Here is an 18,974-nt window from a genome sequence, read left to right on the forward strand (position 1 = left end):
GCATTATTTTTAAGCAAATGGGCTTCTCATCAAGGAAAAAACCTGCTATATGAGAGTCCTTTTAATCAATTCTCTCTATTTGCTGCTGATGCTGCAAAGGGGATTCGGAAGCCTCAGGAGGTCTTCTCCTTCGCTTCCGAACTGCCTAATGCAATGCCGCTAACCTTGGCATATGCGCTGAGCTTCGCTTCCGTCTCCGAGCTTGTACGCATCCGGAAGCAAGCCTTCGCTACCTCCCGGGCCTCAGCGGCAACGGTGTTCAGCGTGCGGTGCTTCACCTTCAGCAGCGCCTGTGGGGACATGCTGAGATTGTTAATGCCAAGCTCCAGCCACAGCGGCAGCGAACGCTCGTCCGCAGCCATCTCCCCGCATACGCTAACCTCAATCCCGGCATGCTTCGCCGCTTCTACCGTCATACGGATTAAGCGGAGAACGGCGGGATGGTAGGGGTGGTACATATGGGCAATCTGCTCGTTCATACGATCTACGGCCAGTACATACTGCACCAGATCATTCGTGCCGATACTGAAGAAATCTACTTCCTCGGCCAAGATATCCACGATCATGACCGCCGCCGGTACTTCAACCATAATCCCGACCGGAATATTCCGGTCAAACGGCACGCCCCGCTGTTCCAGCTCCTCCATGACTTCGGCCAGCACAGCTTTGGCTGCCTGCACCTCTTCCAGGGAAGAAATCATGGGGAACATCATCTTGACCTTCCCATAGACGCTGGCTCGCAAAATCGCGGTCAACTGGGTCTTGAACATGTCCTTCCGGTCCAAACTGATGCGGATCGCGCGGTACCCCAAGAACGGATTCTGCTCCTCCGGCAGCTGGAAGTAATCCAGATGCTTGTCGCCCCCAATATCAAGGGTGCGGATCACCACCGGATGATTCCCCACCTTCTCCGCTACCAGTTTGTACACCTCGAACTGCTCTTCTTCACTCGGAAAGGAATCGCGGTCCATGTAGAGGAATTCTGTGCGGAATAACCCAACACCCTCCGCGCCGTATTTCAGCGCCAGATTCAGTTCTTTCACCGAGCTGATATTTCCAGCAAGACTCAGGTTCACCCCGTCTCTTGTCACGGCTTCCACCGTCGCCAGCAGTTCTAGCTGCTCCCGCTTTTTATGCTGTTTATCCCGGATAGAAGTGTAATCGATCACCATAGCCTCGTCTGGATGCAGTTGTATCGATCCGTTATCTCCGTCAATGACCAGCATGTCTCCCGTTTGAATTGGGTTTGAAAGTTTGTTCTCGAGCCCCGCAACTAGCGGAATCCCCAAGGCCCGGGCCATGATCGAGGAATGCGACGTCTTGCCGCCCATCATCGTCACAATGCCAAGGACATAGGTAGGATTCAAATGAGCCAGCTGAGATGGAGACAACTCCTTGGCGACGAGAATATACGGCTGGGTGTCGGACGGGAGGGTAACCTCTGGTGCACCCAGTAAATGCTTCAGAAGACGATTGCCGACATCCTTGATGTCCACCGCCCGCTCCTTCATATATTCATCGTCAAGCAGGTCGAACATGGCTACAAAATGGTCAATGGCTTCCTTAACCGCCACTTCCGCTGCCTTGTACTGACGTTCAATAATCCCCCGGATCTCACTCATGAACACCGGATCATCGAGGATGGCCAGGTGGGCGTCGAAGATACTGGATTCTTCCGGTCCGACGACTTCCCTGAATTCTCTCTTGATAAACTCAATTTCATCCTTGGAGGTGCGGATACCTTCGTATAAACGCTCAAATTCTTTAGCGAGATCCACCGGATTGACCTGCGTGTCCGGCAGACTCCATTCCCAATTGGGCAGGACAAAAGCCTTCCCGATGGCAACACCTGCTGCGGCGCCTATGCCTTGTATCATGCTTCAATCCCTCCAACATTACTTTCGTGTAATACAACGGACATTACAGAAGTTTGCCCCTTTTTCACATTTTTGAATGGAGCATAGCTCCAGGATTTAACACGGTCAGGGTTCGTGATTACCATCGGTGTAGCGAGTGAAGCTGCATGCTCCCGCAAATAGCCGAGGTCAAATTTGACCAGCAGCTGACCCGGCTCCACGCTGTCTCCCTCTTGCACAACCGCCTCGAACGGACCTTTTAGCTGCGAGGTATCTATACCGATGTGCATAAGCACCTCCAGCCCTTCCGGTGTCGAGATGCCCACGGCATGCATGGTTGGGTATACGTGCATGACCTTCCCGAAGACCGGAGAGACCAGCTCGCCCTTTTCCGGGAAAAAAGCCACCCCGTCGCCAACCAGTTTGGCCGCAAAAATATGATCCGGCACTTCCTCGATTGGCAGCATCCGGCCCTGCATCGGGGCACTGAACAGTACCTGCGGCAGATCGCGCAGCAGCAGCTTGTTGATCTCCTCGCGGATCAGCTCTGAGTAGGTACCGAATACCACCTGCACGTTGCCGCCACCAAGCTTGATAATCCCGGCAGACCCAAGGCCTTTGAGCGCCCCGGCATCTACATAACGGTCATTATGGACGGTCAGACGCAACCGGGTGATGCAAGCCTGCACTTGTACGATGTTCTCCTTGCCTCCAAGCGCCTCCAGAATGAGAGGAGCCTGATAGGGTATATTACCTGCCCAATCGCCAAGCTCCGAGCCTTCCTCGCGTCCTGGTGTCGGGATCTGAAAGCGGCGGATCGCCCAGCGGAACAAATTATAATACACAATGCCATAGCCGATTCCTATCGGAATCAACAGCCACGCCCGCTGGGATAGGTGCAGGTTAAGGAAGAAATCTATGGCCCCGGCAGAATATGAGAATCCGTGATGAATACCAAGTGAATAAGTCAGCACCATTGCCAGACCAGACATTACGGTATGTACGGCAAACAGATACGGCGAAGCGAACAGAAAAGCAAATTCGATCTGCTCCGACACCCCGGTCAGAAAGCACACCAGTGCGGCACGCAAAAAAGTCTTCTTAATCTTCGGCTTCAAGTCCTCACGAGCTTCTTGAATGATTGCAAATGCAATGGCCGGGAGCGCGAACATCATGATCGGGAATAGCCCCGCCATAAAAATTCCCGCTGTAGGGTCACCTGCGAAGAAACGCGGCAGATCGCCCTGTACAACAGCACTTCCGTCAGGCGTCGTATACGTGCCCATCTGGAACCAGAACACATTGTTCAGGATATGATGTAGCCCAAAGGCTGTCAGCACCCTATATAGTACCCCATACAGGAATACGCCATAGCCGCCGGTCCTTAGAATTCCCTGAAATAGATGATCCAGCCCGCTTTGGAGCAGCGGAGCAATACCGAGCATCACCCAAGCGAACAGGGCCGAGAACAACCCCATGAACAGCAAAACAAAGCGCGACCCGCCAAAAAACTGAATCGCTTCTGGAAGCTTAATATTTTTGAACCGGTTATGTGCTACCCCGGCGACAATCCCGAGCAGAATTCCGATAAGTGTTGCGGGCTGAACATGCCCTTCTCCCATCCCCGATACAATCCGGTCGTAGGTGAACATGCCTGCAAGAGCGGCCAGCCCTGCTGGTCCAGCCTGGTTAGATAGTCCCCAAGCCACGCCTACTGCGAACAGATAGGGCATAAAGTAGAATACCCCTTGCCCAGCATATGTAGCCACTTCGGATACTGAAGAAAGTCCCCATGCAGACCATGGCAGGCTGCCCAGACTCAGCAAAATGGCTGCTGCCGGAAGCACCATGGTAGGAAGCATTATGGCTCTGCCCAATTGCTGCAGTGATCCGAGCCAATTCAAGGTGACCCTCTCCTTTCTTACTATAATAAATGGTACGCGCTGTGGCAGGTTTTGTCAAAAGAATACATTTAGCATTTCCTAGATTGCTCACAGACATCTATTATACTGAATGTCCACCTGTTTGTGCAGCGTTTATTTATCAAAAAACGTCCTTCACCACAATTCGCTTGCGGTAGAAGGACGTTTTCAGGCCTACTCAGATTCCATTGAACTTGATCCAGTGCTTACGCGCGGCTGCGCCCGTGCATCGTGATAGCTTCCTCCACCTTGATACAACGATCCATAATGGCCGTCATACCGCTTGCTGCCGCGATATCGGCCGCTTCCTGGTTGATGATGCCTTGCTGCAGCCAGAGCACACGTGCGCCGATGTCAGCCGCTTCCTGCGCGACCTCTGCACAATACTCACTGCGGCGGAAGACATTGACGATATCTACCGGTTCAGGAATCTCCGCCAGCGTGTGGTAACACTTCTCGCCGAGGATTTCTCCATCTACCGTAGGATTTACCGGGATAATCCGGTATCCTCTGCTCTGCATCGCCCCTGCCACCATATAAGAGGTGCGATCAGTTTTATCCGACAGCCCTACCACTGCAATGTTCCCGGCGGAGGCTAGAATATCTCCGATCTGCTCCCGGGAAGGATTCTCAAAGCCCATGTTCATATCCCCTTTTCTAAGTAAGGTTGATCTCATCCTATGGCGCATCATCAAATCTTGGGAATTACAGCTCCCTATCTAGTTACTTTACCCATTCCACATCAGCACCAAGCGCCTTCAGATGGTCAAAATATTGCGGGTACGACTTGGCCACATGATGCGCATCCTTGATTAGCAGCGGCTGGCGTGCCCGCAAGCCTACAACGGTCAATGCCATGATTACCCGGTGATCGTAGTGAGCGTTGATCGTCACTCCACCTTCAACCCCGTCCGGCTGTCCGTGTACAATAATCTCGTCACGGCGCTCCTCAACCTTTGCTCCAGCGCGGGTCAGCTCTGCCAGATAGTCGGTGATCCGGTCGCATTCCTTGTAACGCAGGTTCTCCACATTGTAGAAACGTGAAGTCCCCTCTGCAAATACCGCAGCAGCTACCATAGCCAGTACAGCATCCGTCGCCGCATCTCCGTCGAATTCCACGGCTTTCAGGATGCCGTTACCTTGTACATGTACAACATCATTCTCATGGGTAAGAGGAACTTCCATCATCCGTAATACATCAACAATGGCTCTTTCTCCCTGCTTGCTCTTCTCCGCAAGACGCTGAATCGTCACATCGGATTTCGTTACTGCGGCAGCAGCAAGAACAGCAGCAGAACCTGGATAGTCTCCTTGCACCGTGTAAGTCTTGGCAGCATATTTCTGACCGCCTGGTACCTTGAACGACATGTAGTCGTCCGCAGCATGTACCACGATTCCCGCCTGTTCCAGAACTTCCAGCGTCTGACCTACAACCACCTTCGATTTCAGGTCATCCAGCACGATAATCTCGCTGTCCTCTTCCAGTAAAGGTGTCAGGAAGAGAAGAGCGCTAAGATATTGGGAGCTGACTGCACCGGAAACGGTGATTTTCCCACCTTTTGGCTTGCCGCCACGGATGGTGATTGGCAGTTTGCCTTCGTTATGCTCTACCTCTACGCCAATCTGGCCAAGAGCAGTAATGAGATCATCGTGCGGACGCTTGCCCAGCGAGTCTGGATACGTGTTCACGAATGTCACTTCAGGGCTAAGCGCAGCGACAGCCATCAGGAAACGCAGCACCGCTCCGGCATTGCCTACATTCAGTTCCTTAACGTTACTCGGGCGTGCACCGAAGCCCTGCACTACAATCTTCTCATCATCTTCTGTCAGCACTGCGCCGAGATCGGCGATACAGCGGCGGATAGCATCGCTGTCCTCACTGTGAGCCGGATGATAGATCGTGCTGACTCCTTCGGAAAGGGCAGCAACCAGCAGGTAACGGGTAGTGTAGTTTTTAGAAGAGAGGGCTCCGATTTCACCTTGCAGGTTTGGCGTGGGTCTGACAATAACGTCCATAGTAATTAGCGCTCCTTTTTTTATAATAAGTTATGTATGGCTCCGTTTGACACGGTATTCCATGCTTGTGTTATCATTAAACCATTCTTCTGACGAAAAGAGGTCACATCCATGAATCCTATACCCCAAATTACAGCACAGGAATTGCGGCAGCGTCTAGCCACAGGCGAAGAGCTTGTCCTTATCGACGTGCGTGAAGATGATGAGGTTGCCTTCGGCATGATTTCCGGTGCACAACATATCCCGATGGGCGAAATTCCGCAGCGGACAGAGGAAATTCCCGCCGATGCCGAAGTCGTCTTCATTTGCCGTTCCGGCGCCCGCAGTCAACGTGTCTGCGAATACCTGCAGCAGCAGTTCGGTTATAACTCCGTTGCCAACCTGAGCGGTGGCATGATTGATTGGAATGAAACCGCGGAAGACTAAAGTCTCACCAATGCACTTAAAAGCTCAACCGCGTTGATGCATTAAAATATGCTGAGACACTTCTACAGCAGTTAGACCCGTTGTATCGACCGTGCAATGCGCAAAACGGTAAGCATCCCGGCGTTCTTCCATGATGCGTGCGATCCGTTCCTTCGCGTTGCCGGCGAGCAGCGGACGATCCAGATTTTCACTGACCCGCGCCAGAATCTCTTCCTCATCGGCAGTAAGTGCCACTACCAAGCCGTTAGCCAGCATTAGTTCGGCATTTCCAGCAGCCAGTACAGCGCCTCCGCCTGTGGAAATCACTCGTTTCTCCCCTTGCAGCATACGCTCCAGCGTTTCTGATTCAAGTCTTCTGAAGTAGCCTTCGCCTTCTTCTGCGAATATCTCTGGGATACTCCGGTCTTCGCTCTCGGCAATGACATGGTCGAGGTCGACCAGTTCATAGCCCAGTTCCTCTGCTAAAATAGCTCCAACCGTAGACTTTCCTGTGGCCATCATGCCTACTAGAATAATGTTATTTGAAGTCATTGCGTTCCTCCAAGCCGCGACATTTGTCATATCATAACACAGGGTTAAAAGATTAGACAATCGGCTTTCCTTGGCCTGTCGCCAAGCGGGATATTATGTGGGATAAAATATATAGTTTTAAAAAAAGCCCGGAAGGCTCCCCTTGTTGCAGGGCCTTCCGGGCCGCCCGTTACGGCTATGCTAATTGTCTTACTCAGCAGACAACCAGTTGTGGTGGAACACGCCTTCTTTGTCCACACGTTTGAAGGTGTGAGCGCCGAAGTAATCGCGTTGTGCTTGAAGCAGGTTCGCAGGCAGACGCTCAGTGCGGTAGCTGTCATAGTAAGCCAGCGCGCTGGAGAAACCAGGAACTGGAACGCCAAGAGTAACCGCAGATGCGATAACTTTACGCCAAGCATCCTGGTAAGAGCTCATGATGTCCTTGAAGAACGGATCAAGCAACAGGTTCTTCAGATCCGCATTGTTTTGGTAAGCATCGGTGATGTTCTGAAGGAAACGGGAACGGATGATGCAACCGCCGCGCCAGATTTTAGCCAGCTCGCCGTATTTCAGATCCCAACCGTATTCATCGGAAGCTACGCGCAATTGAGCAAAACCTTGTGCGTAGGATACGATTTTACTTGCGAACAATGCTTTACGCACGTTCTCGATGAACTCAGCTTTGTCGCCTTGGAATGGAGTGGTCTCAGGACCGCTCAGCACTTTGCTGGCTTCAACACGCTCATCCTTCATAGCAGACAAGAAGCGGGAGAATACCGATTCAGTGATCATGGACAATGGCACGCCGAGATCCAGCGAGCTTTGGCTTGTCCATTTACCAGTACCCTTTTGGCCAGCGGAGTCAAGAATAACATCCACCATTGGCTTACCGGTTTCTGCGTCATATTGTGCGAAGATGTCGGTAGTGATCTCGATCAGGTAGCTGTCCAGCTCGCCGCTGTTCCAGTCCTTGAAGATGCTGTGCAGTTCTTTTGCATCCAGACCAAGTACATCTTTAAGCAGTTGGTATGCTTCACAGATCAGCTGCATGTCGCCGTACTCGATACCGTTGTGCACCATTTTCACATAGTGACCAGCACCGTCCGGTCCGATATATGTAGAGCAAGCCTCTCCGTCCACTTTGGCGGAAATAGCTGTCAAGATTGGTTCTACGAGCTTATAAGCGCTCTCTTGTCCGCCTGGCATAATGGAAGGTCCTTTAAGTGCGCCTTCTTCGCCACCGGATACCCCTGCGCCGATGAAGCGGAAACCTTTTTCTTCCAAATCTTTGCTGCGACGAACAGTATCAGGGAAGTAAGCATTACCTCCGTCGATGATGATATCGCCTTGGTCAAGATGTGGCAGCAAGGACTCAATTGTCGCGTCAGTTGCTTTACCAGCTTGTACCATGATCAAAATTTTGCGCGGCGTTTCTAAGGAAGCTACAAACTCCTCAACGGAGAAGGCACCTGTCAAATTCTTGCCTTCTGCCTCTTTCAGAAGCTCATGAGTCTTCTCAGGCGAACGGTTGAATACCGATACGGAAAAGCCTTTGCTCTCGATGTTTAGAGCCAAGTTCTTACCCATTACCGCCAAGCCAATAACGCCGATTTGTTGTTTTGCCATCTGGTCCTCCACCCTTTGCACCCTATATTTTTGTGAAATCCATTTTCTCGCAGAATCGAGAAGAAACGGCATTGTCTCCCATTGTAGGTACTGCCTGTCCGTTCCTGTCGAAATATAGACAAGCTTGACTTGCCTATATGTAAGAATACCACCCTTTGCCAGAGACTGCAAAGCACATGGCGAAATAGAAAAGCGTTTTATTCTCTTGCTCTCGGCAGGAATAGATTCACAATGACTATTTTAACGTTTTTACGCACAGAAGTGAACCCCCTGAACGTATAAATTCAGCACAAACAGAAGACACCCCAACCACAGGGTGCCTCAGGGTCTGCTCTTGCTGTCCGCATTCACCATTCCAGCATGTTCAATTCCTTGGTCAGTAAGGCAAGCTTTTCTTTGCACTGAGCAGCCTGTTCGGCATTCCCGGTAGCCAGCGCCTCATTCAGCAGGTCCAGCTGCTCGTCAACCTCAATCCGGCAAGAACGAATTCGTTCCTCCCCTTCCACCGAGTAGAACAGCTTTGTCAGCTCCTGATCGGTCAACAGTGGCCCCTTCTGGAATAGCACACGCTGCTGATAGCCGGAGATTTCTACAAGCCGTATCACTTCACCGAATAAAATATTCTCAATTATAATCTGCCGGTCGCGGAACCGCTTGACGATGGCGTGGCCCCTCTTGTCACCGATCAGCTTCTCCATCCACTCGGACAGGCGGGCATCGCGGATCATATAGTCTCCGACCAGCTTGTAGCCCTCCTTAATCCGCTGAAAGCGCAGCTTCACCAGCTTGCGTCCCGTACGTACGGATATAACAAAGACGTTCTCGTTCTCACTCCAATACAGGGAATAGCCTTCTTGAATCAAATCCTTAATCAGGTCCTGGATATGCTCTCTCTCAAACCTCAGCTCCAGATTGCAATATTCCACCTCGTCATTCTTGTTCATGGCACTCCCCCCTAACTGCTTTGCTCCGGCAAAGCCAGCTTCACAAGCCTAAGCTACGTTGATGCGGAAGCAACAATGACCGCAGAACCTCCACTGGCGACAAAATGCGTTTTGCGTTACTCTTACTCTTATTTTATACTTCAGTTTATGTAGCGGTAACTTGGTTTATTGACTATTTTTACCCGCAACGGTCCTGCTCCAAACGTTTTTCCGTACAATTTAGAAGTCCATTCAACTTCTTCCCCTTTAATTTGTATAAAAAGCCGCCTGTTATACGGAATTTATCCGTGCAACAAGCGGCTTATTTATGTTCTATAACTTGCTTGATCCAGCAGCTTGTTAGAGCGCCTGAACCTTTCTGCCCGTTCTACGGACGATAAGCAGATGTAAGCCGAACAGCAGAAGCATCACAAAAGCGCTGACCAGGAAAGGCACCCCGTGGCCTACCGAATCCCAAAGCTTGCCTGACAGCACCGGCCCTGCGACCATTCCGGAACCCTGGAGAGTCAAGAACAACCCCCATACCGTCCCGCGTTCCCCCTTAGGCACCTGCTTAGCCAGAAAAGCGTTCCAGGCGGGGAGGATCAGCGCATAGCTGATACCGACCAGAGCCACGGCGCCGAACACAAAGGGCAGCCATCGCACCATCGAGAACAGCGTCATAGAGAACGCAGCCAGCAAGAAGCCGATGTTGAGAAACAACGTAGTACCGATACGGTCCACAAGGCGTCCTGCCGGAATAAGCGTCAGTACCGTGATCCCGCCTCCGGCAATAAGCAGAAGACTGAACTGATTTGGCGAGACATGTAGCTCTGTGCGTGCGAACAGTGTGACTACCGGTGTCATCAGTCCGATGGCGAACGCCTGCAGAAAGAGCGCCGGGTAGAGCAGCCTGCTCACCTTGAGCGTGGTTTTGAGCTGCGTGAGCGTTCGTTTCAGGCTCTGTAGCGGGTTGACCTTTTTGGATGATGATCCTGCGCCATCCACCGCATTGGCAACCTTGAGAGGTGCCGGATGATCCGGATCGATCCGCTTAGGCAGCAGAAGAGCTACTACAACGACAGCCACTGCACAGGCCAGCAGGACAAAAAAGGTTGTTCGATAGCTGTATCCGCCATGATCCATGAGAAAGTTCACGGTAATGGGTCCGATCCCGGTCCCGGCCAGGGAGGCCATCTCCACTGCGCCCATAGCTGCGCCGCTGCTACCGCTTTGCGTAGAGCCGGCCAGCTCCGTTACGCCAGTCATGACGCAGGGCCAGAGCGGGGAAGTCCCGATCCCCAGAATGAGGCAGGCCAGCGACAGCAACGCCGCATTTTTAGCAACGATAATCAAAGTTAAAGCAAGCAGAATCAAGAGCAGTGCGCCGGTCATCGTCCAGCGGTACCCGATCCGCTCCATCACCCAGCCTGAAGGACTGCGGAACAAGTTATCACCCAAATACTGCAGCGCGAAGGAAAATCCGACGACAGTAACCGACAATCCAAGAATATGCTCCATATAGACAGGGAGCAAGGCAACTAACAGAGATCCTTTTACAAACTCCACTAAAAAGATGATAACCCACATTTTCACGATAAACGGCGAAGTCAAATTAATATGCATCCGCTGTGCTTTGCCGGACATTCTATCACATCCTAGTATTATGGTCATTGATTTGTTATACTGATGTCTGCTTGAAAAATTACTCTTCACGAAAGGTTGTGACAGCATTAAATGAATCAACACCGTACTCCCCTCTTCAGCGCTCTAAAAAAGCATGCCGCCGGCAATCCCGTTCAATTCCATATTCCGGGGCATAAGAAGGGGCAAGGAACCGATGCCGAATTCCGTGAGTTTATCGGCGATAATGCTCTATCCATAGACCTGATCAATATCGCGCCGCTTGATGATCTTCATCAGCCCAAAGGCGTGATAGAGGAAGCTCAGAAGCTGGCTGCAAAAGCTTTCGGCGCTGATTACACGTATTTCAGTGTACAAGGCACGAGCAGCGCTATCATGACGATGATCCTCTCTGTTTGCTCGCCCGGTGATAAAATCATTGTACCGCGTAACATTCATAAGTCTGTTATGTCGGCCATTATTTTTTCCGGAGCCAAGCCTGTGTTCGTCTCTCCTGTTCAGGATGAGAATCTAGGGATAGATCACGGCATAACCACCAGCGCCCTGGAGCGGGCCTTGAAGCGTCACTCGGACGCCAAAGCCGTTCTGGTCATCAATCCGACGTATTTCGGCGTATGTGCCGACCTGCGTTCCATTGTGAATCTGGCCCACAGTCATGGTATCCCCGTACTTGTGGACGAGGCGCATGGAGTACTGATTCATTTTCATGAAGATCTGCCGACATCGGCCATGCAGGCCGGCGCGGATATGGCAGCTACCAGTGTACATAAGCTGGGCGGCTCCATGACCCAAAGCTCGGTATTGAATCTCAATGCGAAGACTGGCCTCATCAACCCGCAGCGGGTACAGACCATTCTCAGCATGCTGACTACGACGTCAACTTCCTACATTTTACTTGCTTCACTGGACACATCCAGACGCAATCTCGCCCTAAACGGTCATGAGATTGCTGCGGAAGCGATTCGCCTGTCCAACTATGCCCGCGATGCTGTCAACAGCATTGAAGGCCTTTACAGCTTTGGCAAAGAAATTCTCGGGACAGAAGCTACCTTTGACCATGACCCAACCAAATTGAACATTCATGTCCGCCATCTCGGTATTACCGGCTACGAAGCGGAGAACTGGCTGCGTGACAAGTACAACATCGAAGTCGAGCTTAGCGACATGTATAATATTCTTTGCCTTATTACCCCTGGTGATACCCAAGAATCAGTGGACAAGTTAATTGCTGCCTTGCGGGTATTGTCTGCCATTCATTACAGCAAGGGAGAAATATACGAGCTCAAGGTTCAGGTGCCTGAGATTCCGCAGCTTGCCCTGATCCCAAGAGATGCGTTCTACGCAGATACTCAGCTCGTTCCGTTCCGGGAATCAGCCGGTTATATTATCGCGGAATTCATCTATGTATACCCGCCGGGTATTCCGATTCTCCTCCCTGGTGAAGTTATTACCCAAGATAATATCGATTATATCATCGACCATGTAGAAATCGGGTTGCCGGTAAAAGGACCTGAGGACCGCACCATCACCAATGTGAAGGTAGTTGTAGAGGCCGAGCCGATCTCCTGATCGGCTTTCTCTTCACACCGTCGCCAACCATACAAAAACCCGATACTGCAAAGTATCGGGTTTTTGCTTATGAAGTCAACTGCCAGGAAAATCCTGGACCAGTCCTTTTCTATCACCGAAAATCTATTCTTGCTGGGCGAGCAGCTCGTTGTATGCTTCTTCAACAGCTTTCCATTCAGCTTCATCTTCGATATTGTAAAGCACCATTTCTTCATTCTCTTCTTCTAGACGCAGAATAATACCATCCGCCTCAGGGTTTTCGCGTTCCAACAGCAGCGCGTACAACTTCTCGCCTACGTCAAACGTTTCTACCAGTACCATCTCTACATCTTCGCCCTGCTCGTTCGTCAAGGTCAGCACAAACTCCTCGTGCTCATGGTCGTGATCATGTCCGCAACCGCATGCTTCCCCATGTTCATGGCCATGCTCATGTTTGTGATCGCTCATTGAAATACCTCACTTTGAATTGTATTAGCCTACAAATCGTATCGTAACACGTAGAACAACTTCAGGTCAATTTTGGGAGTGGTCAAACCTTACTAATTTAGCGCAGTTATGACTTTCTCCGACACAAGAACATAGTCTCCATTCTTGGTTGGTCTGATATAGAAGCCTACCCGGTATTTTCCTGCTTCCTTGAAATCATACGTAATCTCGGAGCTGGAGAACCAGAAATCCTCTTTCTTCGTTCCTTCCATGTTGCGCGAGTCGATATCTTTGCTGTTTCCCGAAGGATCCGTGATCGTCACCTTGACCGAAGAAATCTCGTCTGTCAGACTATCTACCTGCGAGAGTACCTTAAACTTTAGCTTGCCCAAATTCACATTGCCGAACACTGTGTCTCCCTTGAAGAGGACAATATGCACATTCGGTTTGAGAATGGTTACTTTACCGGAGCCATCCCAGATTACAACTCCGCCTGCCTCCCGTGCAGGAATGTACGTCTTCCCGTCAATCAGATATCCGCCGTCCGTAATTTCTTTTCCGTTGCTCCAGACCTTAATCTTCTGGCTCACCGAATCAGCGAATAGTAACGAGCCGCCCATCAGGGAAAAGACGAGCACACATAAAGCTATTTTTTTCCATCTCATCGCTAGAAACCCCCAAGTAATTCATACTGTTAATGTATACTAGCTTCTGTCCTGCAAGTTGCGCTTGTGGCAGGAAAAAGTTTCATTCCTGTCCCTCATCTTGATAACATCACGCAAACAAACCCATGATATAGTATGTCTATCCCTTACTATTGGAGGTTCTTCCGATGAGTATAAGCCTGCAGATGCTTGGTACCGGCAACGCCTTAGCCAAAAATTATTTCAACAACAACGGGCTTCTCCTGGACAAGAATTATACCTTAATGATTGACTGCGGTGTTACGGCCCCGCTGGCGATGCACGAGCTGAACAGATCCTTCCGGGATGTCAACGCCACCCTGATTACCCATATCCACGCCGACCATGTCGGAGGCCTGGAAGAACAGGCCCTTACACTTAAGCATAAATATAATCGCAAGATGACCCTGCTTTTACCGGAAGCTCTGGTGGAGCCCTTGTGGGACCATACGCTGATGGGCGGTATGTATCAACAAGGTGTTGTGTCCTCATTGGAGGATATCTTCGAGGTTAGACCGCTATCTCCCGGTGTCCCCCACCGTCTGTCCGAAGATCTTGTGCTGGAGTTGCTACAAACCCCACATGTACCGGGCAAAGACAGCTATTCCCTGATTGTGAATGGTGATATTTTCTATAGTGCAGATATCGTATTTCAACCCGATCTGCTGATCGATCTGGTACGGGAACAGGGCATCCGCCGGATTCTGCACGACTGTCAGCTCACCGGAACTGGACATGTTCATACAACGCTGGAAGAATTGCTATCTTTACCGGAAGATGTCCGGAAGTTGATCTACCTTATGCACTATGGCGATGAGAAGCCGGATTATGTAGGACATACCGGAGAGATGGAGTTTCTGGAGCAGCATGTGATGTACACCTTATAAGTCATAGTCCTATGTATATAAAAAGGCCGAACAGTAACGTCTTTCGAGAAGACGCCTGTCCGGCCATCGATATCACCGCTAAAATAACGGAAGCTGATCCAGATTGTTGGTCGGGTCACCGTCCGCATCTCCGCGGATATGCAGTGCACCATCCTTGCCTTTGAACACATTGACTCCGGCAATTTTGCCAGCCTGTACTTCCTGCAGGGCCTGCTCGTAATCAAGCACCCTTCCGGAAGAGGTCTGAAAGCTCGTCAGATCCCCATCCCCATTCTTCTGGGTCGCTATAAAACGTTCGCGTTCATCGCTGATCGTCACGCAAGATCAACTCCTTGGACATGGATTTGCCATCATCAGGCAACCTTTAGCATGTCCGCAGCATCATTGAAATATGCGCTTGACTAGGCAGCGACTAGAGCGTTTTTTGCATCCGCACATGCAGAATCCCTGCATCATAGAAAGGCTCTGTCGAGATCACTTCATATCCCAGCTTGCGATAGAAATTCTCCGCCTGGCATTGTCCGTCCAGAATGGAGTATTGGAGTCCCAGCTCACGCGCAAGCTCTTCCAGCGCCAAGAGAAGCACCCGTCCATACCCCTTGGAGCGGTAATCTTTCATCACAGCGATCCGCTGCATTTTGGCCGTGGCTGCTTTATAATAGATCAATCGGCCTGTCGCCACCGGAATCCCGTCATCTATCAATAGGATATGGTGCACATCCGGACTGATCACATCATACTCATCGATCTCTTCTTCCTCCGGTACCTTCTGTTCTTCCACGAACACTTTCTTGCGAATATCAAACCCCTGCCGGAGCTGTTCCTCATTCGTTACACGTACGATTTCTGCCGCCATGACCTTAAAACTCCTCTCTATGTAAAAGACAATAGTCGGTCTATTATACAGAATATTCGTTTTTCTGTATAGTTAAGGCCTAGCTGGCAGCATTGGCAGCGATATAGGTTAATCCCCCGAATAAACCTCCTGCGGGATCGAGCGGTCGTAGACATCTATCAGCACTGGCGAAGGTTCCGGGGAGTGCTCTAGCTCTCCATCCAGCGTAGATAGCTTGTTGACCTCTTGGTATCTCGAAGCCGGCGCATCCGTACTGCACCCGGTTAATCCGATTAGCGCAGCAGCGCATAGACCCAAGCACCATGCTGATAATCCCCTACGTCGATAAGGTTGTATATTCATTCGTATTCTCCTTTCGCCCTTTCTGTAGCTCTTTCTCTACAGTTTTGACGATTGAGAGTTTTTTATAACAAGGCTCTATGAAGGGACATTAAAAATCAAGCAGAAGATCATATAAGACGCTCTTAAGATTCTCACTCAAGGGTTGGTCGTCACTCCTACACTACTGTGCATGTTTAGACTTCCGGTTGCTGTTGTACCTAATCTCCTGTACCCATCTTCTTAGCAGTGAAAATGGTCCACTTTCCCAACTAAGAGCATTTTCGTACCTTATATTTCTTCAATAATGGATAAAAAGGATAATAAGAGCATTATTGTATCTTATTTTCTAAAAATCGCGCCAAAAGGGGGATTACTGCGAATTTAACATCCAATATTGCACTTAATTCCCATGAACCCTTAGCTGCAGAGTATTTAGAGTACAAAAATGCCGTTAATTGCACCTCTGGATCCTTAGTACAGCTCGCTCTATAGAATTGATCAACAGGTTCAAGTATGCGGTATCAGTAGAACGCGCTATAATTTCTCGATAGGGAAAAACAAAGACAAATCAACGTTATGATCCAGTCTAAAACAAAACCCCACTCTCCGCTTGGAATCGGAAAATGGGGTTCAGCTCTTATTGCAATTCTTATGTATATAAGTATATCTGCAGTTGGATTTCGTCTATCCTTCTGACCATGTAATCGTGATTTCAGTGTATCCTGCTTTGGATGCAGATAATCCCCCGATGATAGATACCGGGCTTTTCCCGCCCAGCTTACCGGTAATCACCATCGAACTTTTGTCTATAACCTTCGAGGCTTGAGTGATGTTCTTTCCATCGACATAATCGGTATACTTTTTCCCCATAGTCTCAATGCTGTCCTTCGTCAAATAAACTAGTACAACCTTTTTCTTCCCGTCCACCACACTGTCGGTCAAATCCGTAATGATGGCATCCCCGGCTACCGGAAAATCTGCAGGTAAATTCTTCGATTTTTTGACGCTACTTGTTGGGGAACCGCCTGTACTCCCCGGGTCACTGCCGATGATCACCTTGTTGGCTACTGCATCATAAGACACGGGAACCCCAAGCGCTCCGGCAATAGCACGCGTTGGCAGATAGGTCAAACCGTCATACGTAATTGGCGTGAGCTTCTTGCCGCTGCCATCTACTGGTGCATAAGCGGCTCCATTGACCTGAATCGCGATGCCATAATTAAGGAAGGCTTTAATCTGCTGCAGATTGCTGCCAGCATATACGCCTGCCGAACCTGTAGCGAGCATGCCAACAACGGCGGAAGCGATACCCCATGTCTTTTTCAACAAAAATCATCTCCAGACGTTAATCATTGTCGAATATAATCTATTAACCACTCTGGAGATTTTCAAACCTTTGGACTTCCCTTACTGCTCCATTAAATATTCACATTCCCCACCAGATGCACCATATACATCATGCCGCCCAGGAAGCCCGCTAGCGCAAAATAAGCTATTCCATACTTCCAGCGAGTGGCGGCAGGCACATCATAATATTTGTCATTCTCAAAAGGAGTACACTCAATCTCACAGCTCATCTTCAGATGCAGTCCATTCTCCAGTTCGATTCGCTCCAGCTGAGTGACCTTCACTTTCTCCAGGATGACCTGCTGCGGCAGCATAGCTGTACCATAATAATCCAGACTATCCCACTTCACCCCGATGTATTGCTGGTGGTTCAAATCGCTATACGTTGTAAAAGGCAGCTCTCGCTTATGCTCCGGCCCCGGGATCATATACCCTTCCTGGATAAGACGCTCCACAGGAATCATGAAGCTACGAGTTACGAACTGTCTCTTGCTCTGCTTGCGCCGTTTAACGTATTTGGTATACAAATCGTAGGCGAACAAACCCCAGATAATCAAAAACAAAATGGATTTCAGATAAATAATGACCGCCAATCCACCCACAAGTCCAACCAGCCATAACCAGCGTGTAACCGCCGTGACAATTCGCCCGCCATCCAGCGGATGAATCGGCAGCAAATTAATCAGATTCAGCAAAAATCCCACGTAAGCCAAGGAGTACAGCAAAGGGCTGTCCAAGTAATACGCGGCCCCAAACACGGCTGTCGCCCCGATGCTACCCAGTATAGGACCACCGAAAGCAATGTACGCTTCACTTTTGGCATCCAGCGGCTGCCGTTTCAACGCGATCAGAGCACCCATAAACGGAATAAATAGCGGTGCACTGACAGGGAGCCCCATTCGCTTGGCCGCGAATACGTGACCCAGCTCATGGACGAGCAATAGCAGGACGATGCCAATCGCGAAGCCCCATGGATAAATGAATGCATACGCCCAAATGGACACCATCATCGAAATTAACGGACCTGCGATCTTGCTTATTTTCAATAGCGACAGAATCGCCTTTCCCTTCAACAGGAGCATTGCTGCCCCGCCGCCCAGCCATTTCAGCGGAGTGGAAGTTTTTTTATTCGGCACATTTTGCGGCAACAGTCTCGAGCTCCTTCATTGTTTTGTTATTAGATTTACGTATTTTACCATACCTATTAGAAAAATTCCTTCTATATAAGGGGGGGATATTCGTACCGGGTAATACGGGGAAAATGGTGAAAGAGTTTCATCACATCCTAAACGCGCGAATTTTTACAATCAGTTAAGTTGTTATAAGAACTAAATGATTGTTCAATTTCCATTTTAATACTATAATTATAAAAAAACCTAAAGGAGAATGTCCTATGAAATGGGTTAGCTTAATCATCACCGTATTATCTGTTCTTGCGCTGGGCGGTATCTACGGCTTCTCCCTCTTCATAGTCATCATGGGGGTTATCGGCGGACTCATCGCTTCCTTCACCATTGCAGGATATCTGAAGAGTGTTAACGGTGATTTCCCTAGTGATCGGTATGAAGATGAAGTAAAATACTGATCTAATTTTAATAGTTCGTAAATACAAGAAGGCTGACCCTATTAAACCATGAATAGGGGCCAGCCTTCTTTCGATTTTTATATAAGAAATTATTAATTATTTTTCAAAACACCTTAGCATCTGCTACTAAATCTATTTGTCTTATTATAATTTGCCTCTGCAGCCTCAAAATAAATCTGCATTTTTAAAACCCCTCTTAAATTCGCTGAAATCTCAGTAGGCATATCTCCTCCACGCATGCCATCTTTTCTAAATAATCCTGTCCATCTCCTTTGACAACGATGTCGTAAACAATTCTTTTTTCATAAGTATTACATCCATCCGGCTTCGTTTACATTATTTTTTAAATCATATAGAACAAAATTCACATTAGCCGA

The 18,974-nt window shown here is 49.5% G+C and carries 19 protein-coding genes; 4 read left to right on the forward strand and 15 right to left on the reverse strand.

What is annotated here, in order from left to right:
• Nucleotides 1–113: 113 nt before the first annotated feature.
• The 4 genes from ptsP to aroA all read right to left on the reverse strand — a co-directional run bounded on the left by ptsP (nt 114) and on the right by aroA (nt 5,794).
• Complete coding sequence (gene ptsP / locus ACFRAM_RS13285; protein ID WP_379466247.1) at nt 114–1,877, reverse strand: phosphoenolpyruvate--protein phosphotransferase; 1,764 nt, start codon at nt 1,875–1,877, stop codon at nt 114–116.
• Nucleotides 1,874–3,760, reverse strand: a complete 1,887-nt coding sequence (locus tag ACFRAM_RS13290; protein ID WP_175374525.1) for a glucose PTS transporter subunit IIA — start codon at nt 3,758–3,760, stop codon at nt 1,874–1,876. Before ACFRAM_RS13290 ends, ptsP begins: the two co-directional genes overlap by 4 nt.
• Nucleotides 3,761–3,984: 224 nt before the next feature.
• Nucleotides 3,985–4,419 (reverse strand): CoA-binding protein, encoded by a 435-nt coding sequence (locus ACFRAM_RS13295; RefSeq protein ID WP_379466248.1) that lies wholly within the window; start codon nt 4,417–4,419, stop codon nt 3,985–3,987.
• Between the two features lie 82 nt (nt 4,420–4,501).
• Nucleotides 4,502–5,794: a 3-phosphoshikimate 1-carboxyvinyltransferase gene (gene aroA, locus ACFRAM_RS13300; RefSeq protein WP_379466249.1), complete on the reverse strand. Its 1,293-nt coding sequence runs from the start codon at nt 5,792–5,794 to the stop codon at nt 4,502–4,504.
• 111 nt (nt 5,795–5,905) lie between these two features.
• On the opposite strand from aroA, the gene ACFRAM_RS13305 reads away from it, so the two are divergent.
• Nucleotides 5,906–6,220, forward strand: coding sequence for a rhodanese-like domain-containing protein (locus tag ACFRAM_RS13305; RefSeq protein WP_175374522.1), 315 nt, complete (start codon nt 5,906–5,908; stop codon nt 6,218–6,220).
• Between the two features lie 24 nt (nt 6,221–6,244).
• Here the strand turns inward: ACFRAM_RS13305 and ACFRAM_RS13310 are convergent, their stop codons facing one another.
• The 4 genes from ACFRAM_RS13310 to ACFRAM_RS13325 all read right to left on the reverse strand — a co-directional run bounded on the left by ACFRAM_RS13310 (nt 6,245) and on the right by ACFRAM_RS13325 (nt 10,926).
• Nucleotides 6,245–6,751: a shikimate kinase gene (locus tag ACFRAM_RS13310; protein WP_175374521.1), complete on the reverse strand. Its 507-nt coding sequence runs from the start codon at nt 6,749–6,751 to the stop codon at nt 6,245–6,247.
• Nucleotides 6,752–6,940: 189 nt separating this feature from the next.
• Nucleotides 6,941–8,356, reverse strand: a complete 1,416-nt coding sequence (gene gndA / locus ACFRAM_RS13315; protein ID WP_175374520.1) for an NADP-dependent phosphogluconate dehydrogenase — start codon at nt 8,354–8,356, stop codon at nt 6,941–6,943.
• Between the two features lie 347 nt (nt 8,357–8,703).
• On the reverse strand, nt 8,704–9,300 hold the full coding sequence (locus ACFRAM_RS13320; RefSeq protein ID WP_379466250.1) for a hypothetical protein: 597 nt from the start codon (nt 9,298–9,300) through the stop codon (nt 8,704–8,706).
• A gap of 339 nt (nt 9,301–9,639) precedes the next feature.
• Entirely contained in the window at nt 9,640–10,926 is a 1,287-nt protein-coding gene (locus tag ACFRAM_RS13325) for an MFS transporter (protein WP_379466251.1), read from the reverse strand.
• A 90-nt stretch (nt 10,927–11,016) separates the two neighbouring features.
• On the opposite strand from ACFRAM_RS13325, the gene ACFRAM_RS13330 reads away from it, so the two are divergent.
• A complete protein-coding gene (locus ACFRAM_RS13330) occupies nt 11,017–12,492 on the forward strand; it encodes an aminotransferase class I/II-fold pyridoxal phosphate-dependent enzyme (RefSeq protein ID WP_175374517.1) in 1,476 nt (491 codons plus the stop codon).
• 123 nt (nt 12,493–12,615) lie between these two features.
• Here the strand turns inward: ACFRAM_RS13330 and ACFRAM_RS13335 are convergent, their stop codons facing one another.
• Both ACFRAM_RS13335 and ACFRAM_RS13340 read right to left on the reverse strand, forming a co-directional pair.
• Nucleotides 12,616–12,939 carry a DUF1292 domain-containing protein gene (locus tag ACFRAM_RS13335; protein ID WP_175374516.1) on the reverse strand — a complete coding sequence of 108 codons (324 nt, stop codon included), beginning with the start codon at nt 12,937–12,939 and terminating at the stop codon, nt 12,616–12,618.
• 92 nt (nt 12,940–13,031) lie between these two features.
• Nucleotides 13,032–13,583 (reverse strand): copper amine oxidase, encoded by a 552-nt coding sequence (locus ACFRAM_RS13340; protein WP_175374515.1) that lies wholly within the window; start codon nt 13,581–13,583, stop codon nt 13,032–13,034.
• 167 nt (nt 13,584–13,750) lie between these two features.
• Between ACFRAM_RS13340 and ACFRAM_RS13345 the strand changes: the two genes are divergently transcribed.
• The gene (locus tag ACFRAM_RS13345; protein ID WP_379466252.1) at nt 13,751–14,488 is read left to right on the forward strand and encodes an MBL fold metallo-hydrolase; all 738 of its coding nucleotides are present in this window, start codon (nt 13,751–13,753) and stop codon (nt 14,486–14,488) included.
• Nucleotides 14,489–14,566: 78 nt separating this feature from the next.
• On the opposite strand, the gene ACFRAM_RS13350 is transcribed toward ACFRAM_RS13345, so the two are convergent.
• The 5 genes from ACFRAM_RS13350 to ACFRAM_RS13370 form a co-directional block, all read right to left on the reverse strand.
• Nucleotides 14,567–14,800, reverse strand: a complete 234-nt coding sequence (locus tag ACFRAM_RS13350; RefSeq protein ID WP_175374823.1) for a DUF3892 domain-containing protein — start codon at nt 14,798–14,800, stop codon at nt 14,567–14,569.
• A gap of 100 nt (nt 14,801–14,900) precedes the next feature.
• Nucleotides 14,901–15,344 (reverse strand): GNAT family N-acetyltransferase, encoded by a 444-nt coding sequence (locus ACFRAM_RS13355; protein ID WP_379466253.1) that lies wholly within the window; start codon nt 15,342–15,344, stop codon nt 14,901–14,903.
• A gap of 108 nt (nt 15,345–15,452) precedes the next feature.
• Nucleotides 15,453–15,686: a hypothetical protein gene (locus ACFRAM_RS13360; RefSeq protein WP_379466254.1), complete on the reverse strand. Its 234-nt coding sequence runs from the start codon at nt 15,684–15,686 to the stop codon at nt 15,453–15,455.
• 663 nt (nt 15,687–16,349) lie between these two features.
• Nucleotides 16,350–16,991: a stalk domain-containing protein gene (locus tag ACFRAM_RS13365; RefSeq protein WP_379466255.1), complete on the reverse strand. Its 642-nt coding sequence runs from the start codon at nt 16,989–16,991 to the stop codon at nt 16,350–16,352.
• Nucleotides 16,992–17,083: 92 nt separating this feature from the next.
• Nucleotides 17,084–18,160 (reverse strand): site-2 protease family protein, encoded by a 1,077-nt coding sequence (locus ACFRAM_RS13370; protein ID WP_379466256.1) that lies wholly within the window; start codon nt 18,158–18,160, stop codon nt 17,084–17,086.
• A 245-nt stretch (nt 18,161–18,405) separates the two neighbouring features.
• Between ACFRAM_RS13370 and ACFRAM_RS13375 the strand changes: the two genes are divergently transcribed.
• Nucleotides 18,406–18,597 carry a hypothetical protein gene (locus ACFRAM_RS13375; protein ID WP_379466257.1) on the forward strand — a complete coding sequence of 64 codons (192 nt, stop codon included), beginning with the start codon at nt 18,406–18,408 and terminating at the stop codon, nt 18,595–18,597.
• Nucleotides 18,598–18,974: the final 377 nt, after the last annotated feature.

Source organism: Paenibacillus sp. NPDC056722 (genome assembly GCF_042790635.1).
In the GTDB taxonomy this organism is placed as follows: Bacteria; Bacillota; Bacilli; order Paenibacillales; family Paenibacillaceae; genus Paenibacillus_AQ; species Paenibacillus_AQ agri.

Coding starts and splice junctions, on each gene's coding strand:
- ACFRAM_RS13330 (WP_175374517.1), top strand. CDS start 11,017: ATGAATCAACACCGTACTCCCCTCTTCAGCGCTCTAAAAAAGCATGCC.
- ACFRAM_RS13325 (WP_379466251.1), bottom strand. CDS start 10,926: ATGTCCGGCAAAGCACAGCGGATGCATATTAATTTGACTTCGCCGTTT.
- ACFRAM_RS13320 (WP_379466250.1), bottom strand. CDS start 9,300: ATGAACAAGAATGACGAGGTGGAATATTGCAATCTGGAGCTGAGGTTT.
- ACFRAM_RS13345 (WP_379466252.1), top strand. CDS start 13,751: ATGAGTATAAGCCTGCAGATGCTTGGTACCGGCAACGCCTTAGCCAAA.
- ACFRAM_RS13305 (WP_175374522.1), top strand. CDS start 5,906: ATGAATCCTATACCCCAAATTACAGCACAGGAATTGCGGCAGCGTCTA.
- ACFRAM_RS13295 (WP_379466248.1), bottom strand. CDS start 4,419: ATGGGCTTTGAGAATCCTTCCCGGGAGCAGATCGGAGATATTCTAGCC.
- ptsP (WP_379466247.1), bottom strand. CDS start 1,877: ATGATACAAGGCATAGGCGCCGCAGCAGGTGTTGCCATCGGGAAGGCT.
- ACFRAM_RS13355 (WP_379466253.1), bottom strand. CDS start 15,344: ATGGCGGCAGAAATCGTACGTGTAACGAATGAGGAACAGCTCCGGCAG.
- ACFRAM_RS13340 (WP_175374515.1), bottom strand. CDS start 13,583: ATGAGATGGAAAAAAATAGCTTTATGTGTGCTCGTCTTTTCCCTGATG.
- ACFRAM_RS13360 (WP_379466254.1), bottom strand. CDS start 15,686: ATGAATATACAACCTTATCGACGTAGGGGATTATCAGCATGGTGCTTG.
- ACFRAM_RS13335 (WP_175374516.1), bottom strand. CDS start 12,939: ATGAGCGATCACAAACATGAGCATGGCCATGAACATGGGGAAGCATGC.
- ACFRAM_RS13375 (WP_379466257.1), top strand. CDS start 18,406: ATGAAATGGGTTAGCTTAATCATCACCGTATTATCTGTTCTTGCGCTG.
- aroA (WP_379466249.1), bottom strand. CDS start 5,794: ATGGACGTTATTGTCAGACCCACGCCAAACCTGCAAGGTGAAATCGGA.
- gndA (WP_175374520.1), bottom strand. CDS start 8,356: ATGGCAAAACAACAAATCGGCGTTATTGGCTTGGCGGTAATGGGTAAG.
- ACFRAM_RS13310 (WP_175374521.1), bottom strand. CDS start 6,751: ATGACTTCAAATAACATTATTCTAGTAGGCATGATGGCCACAGGAAAG.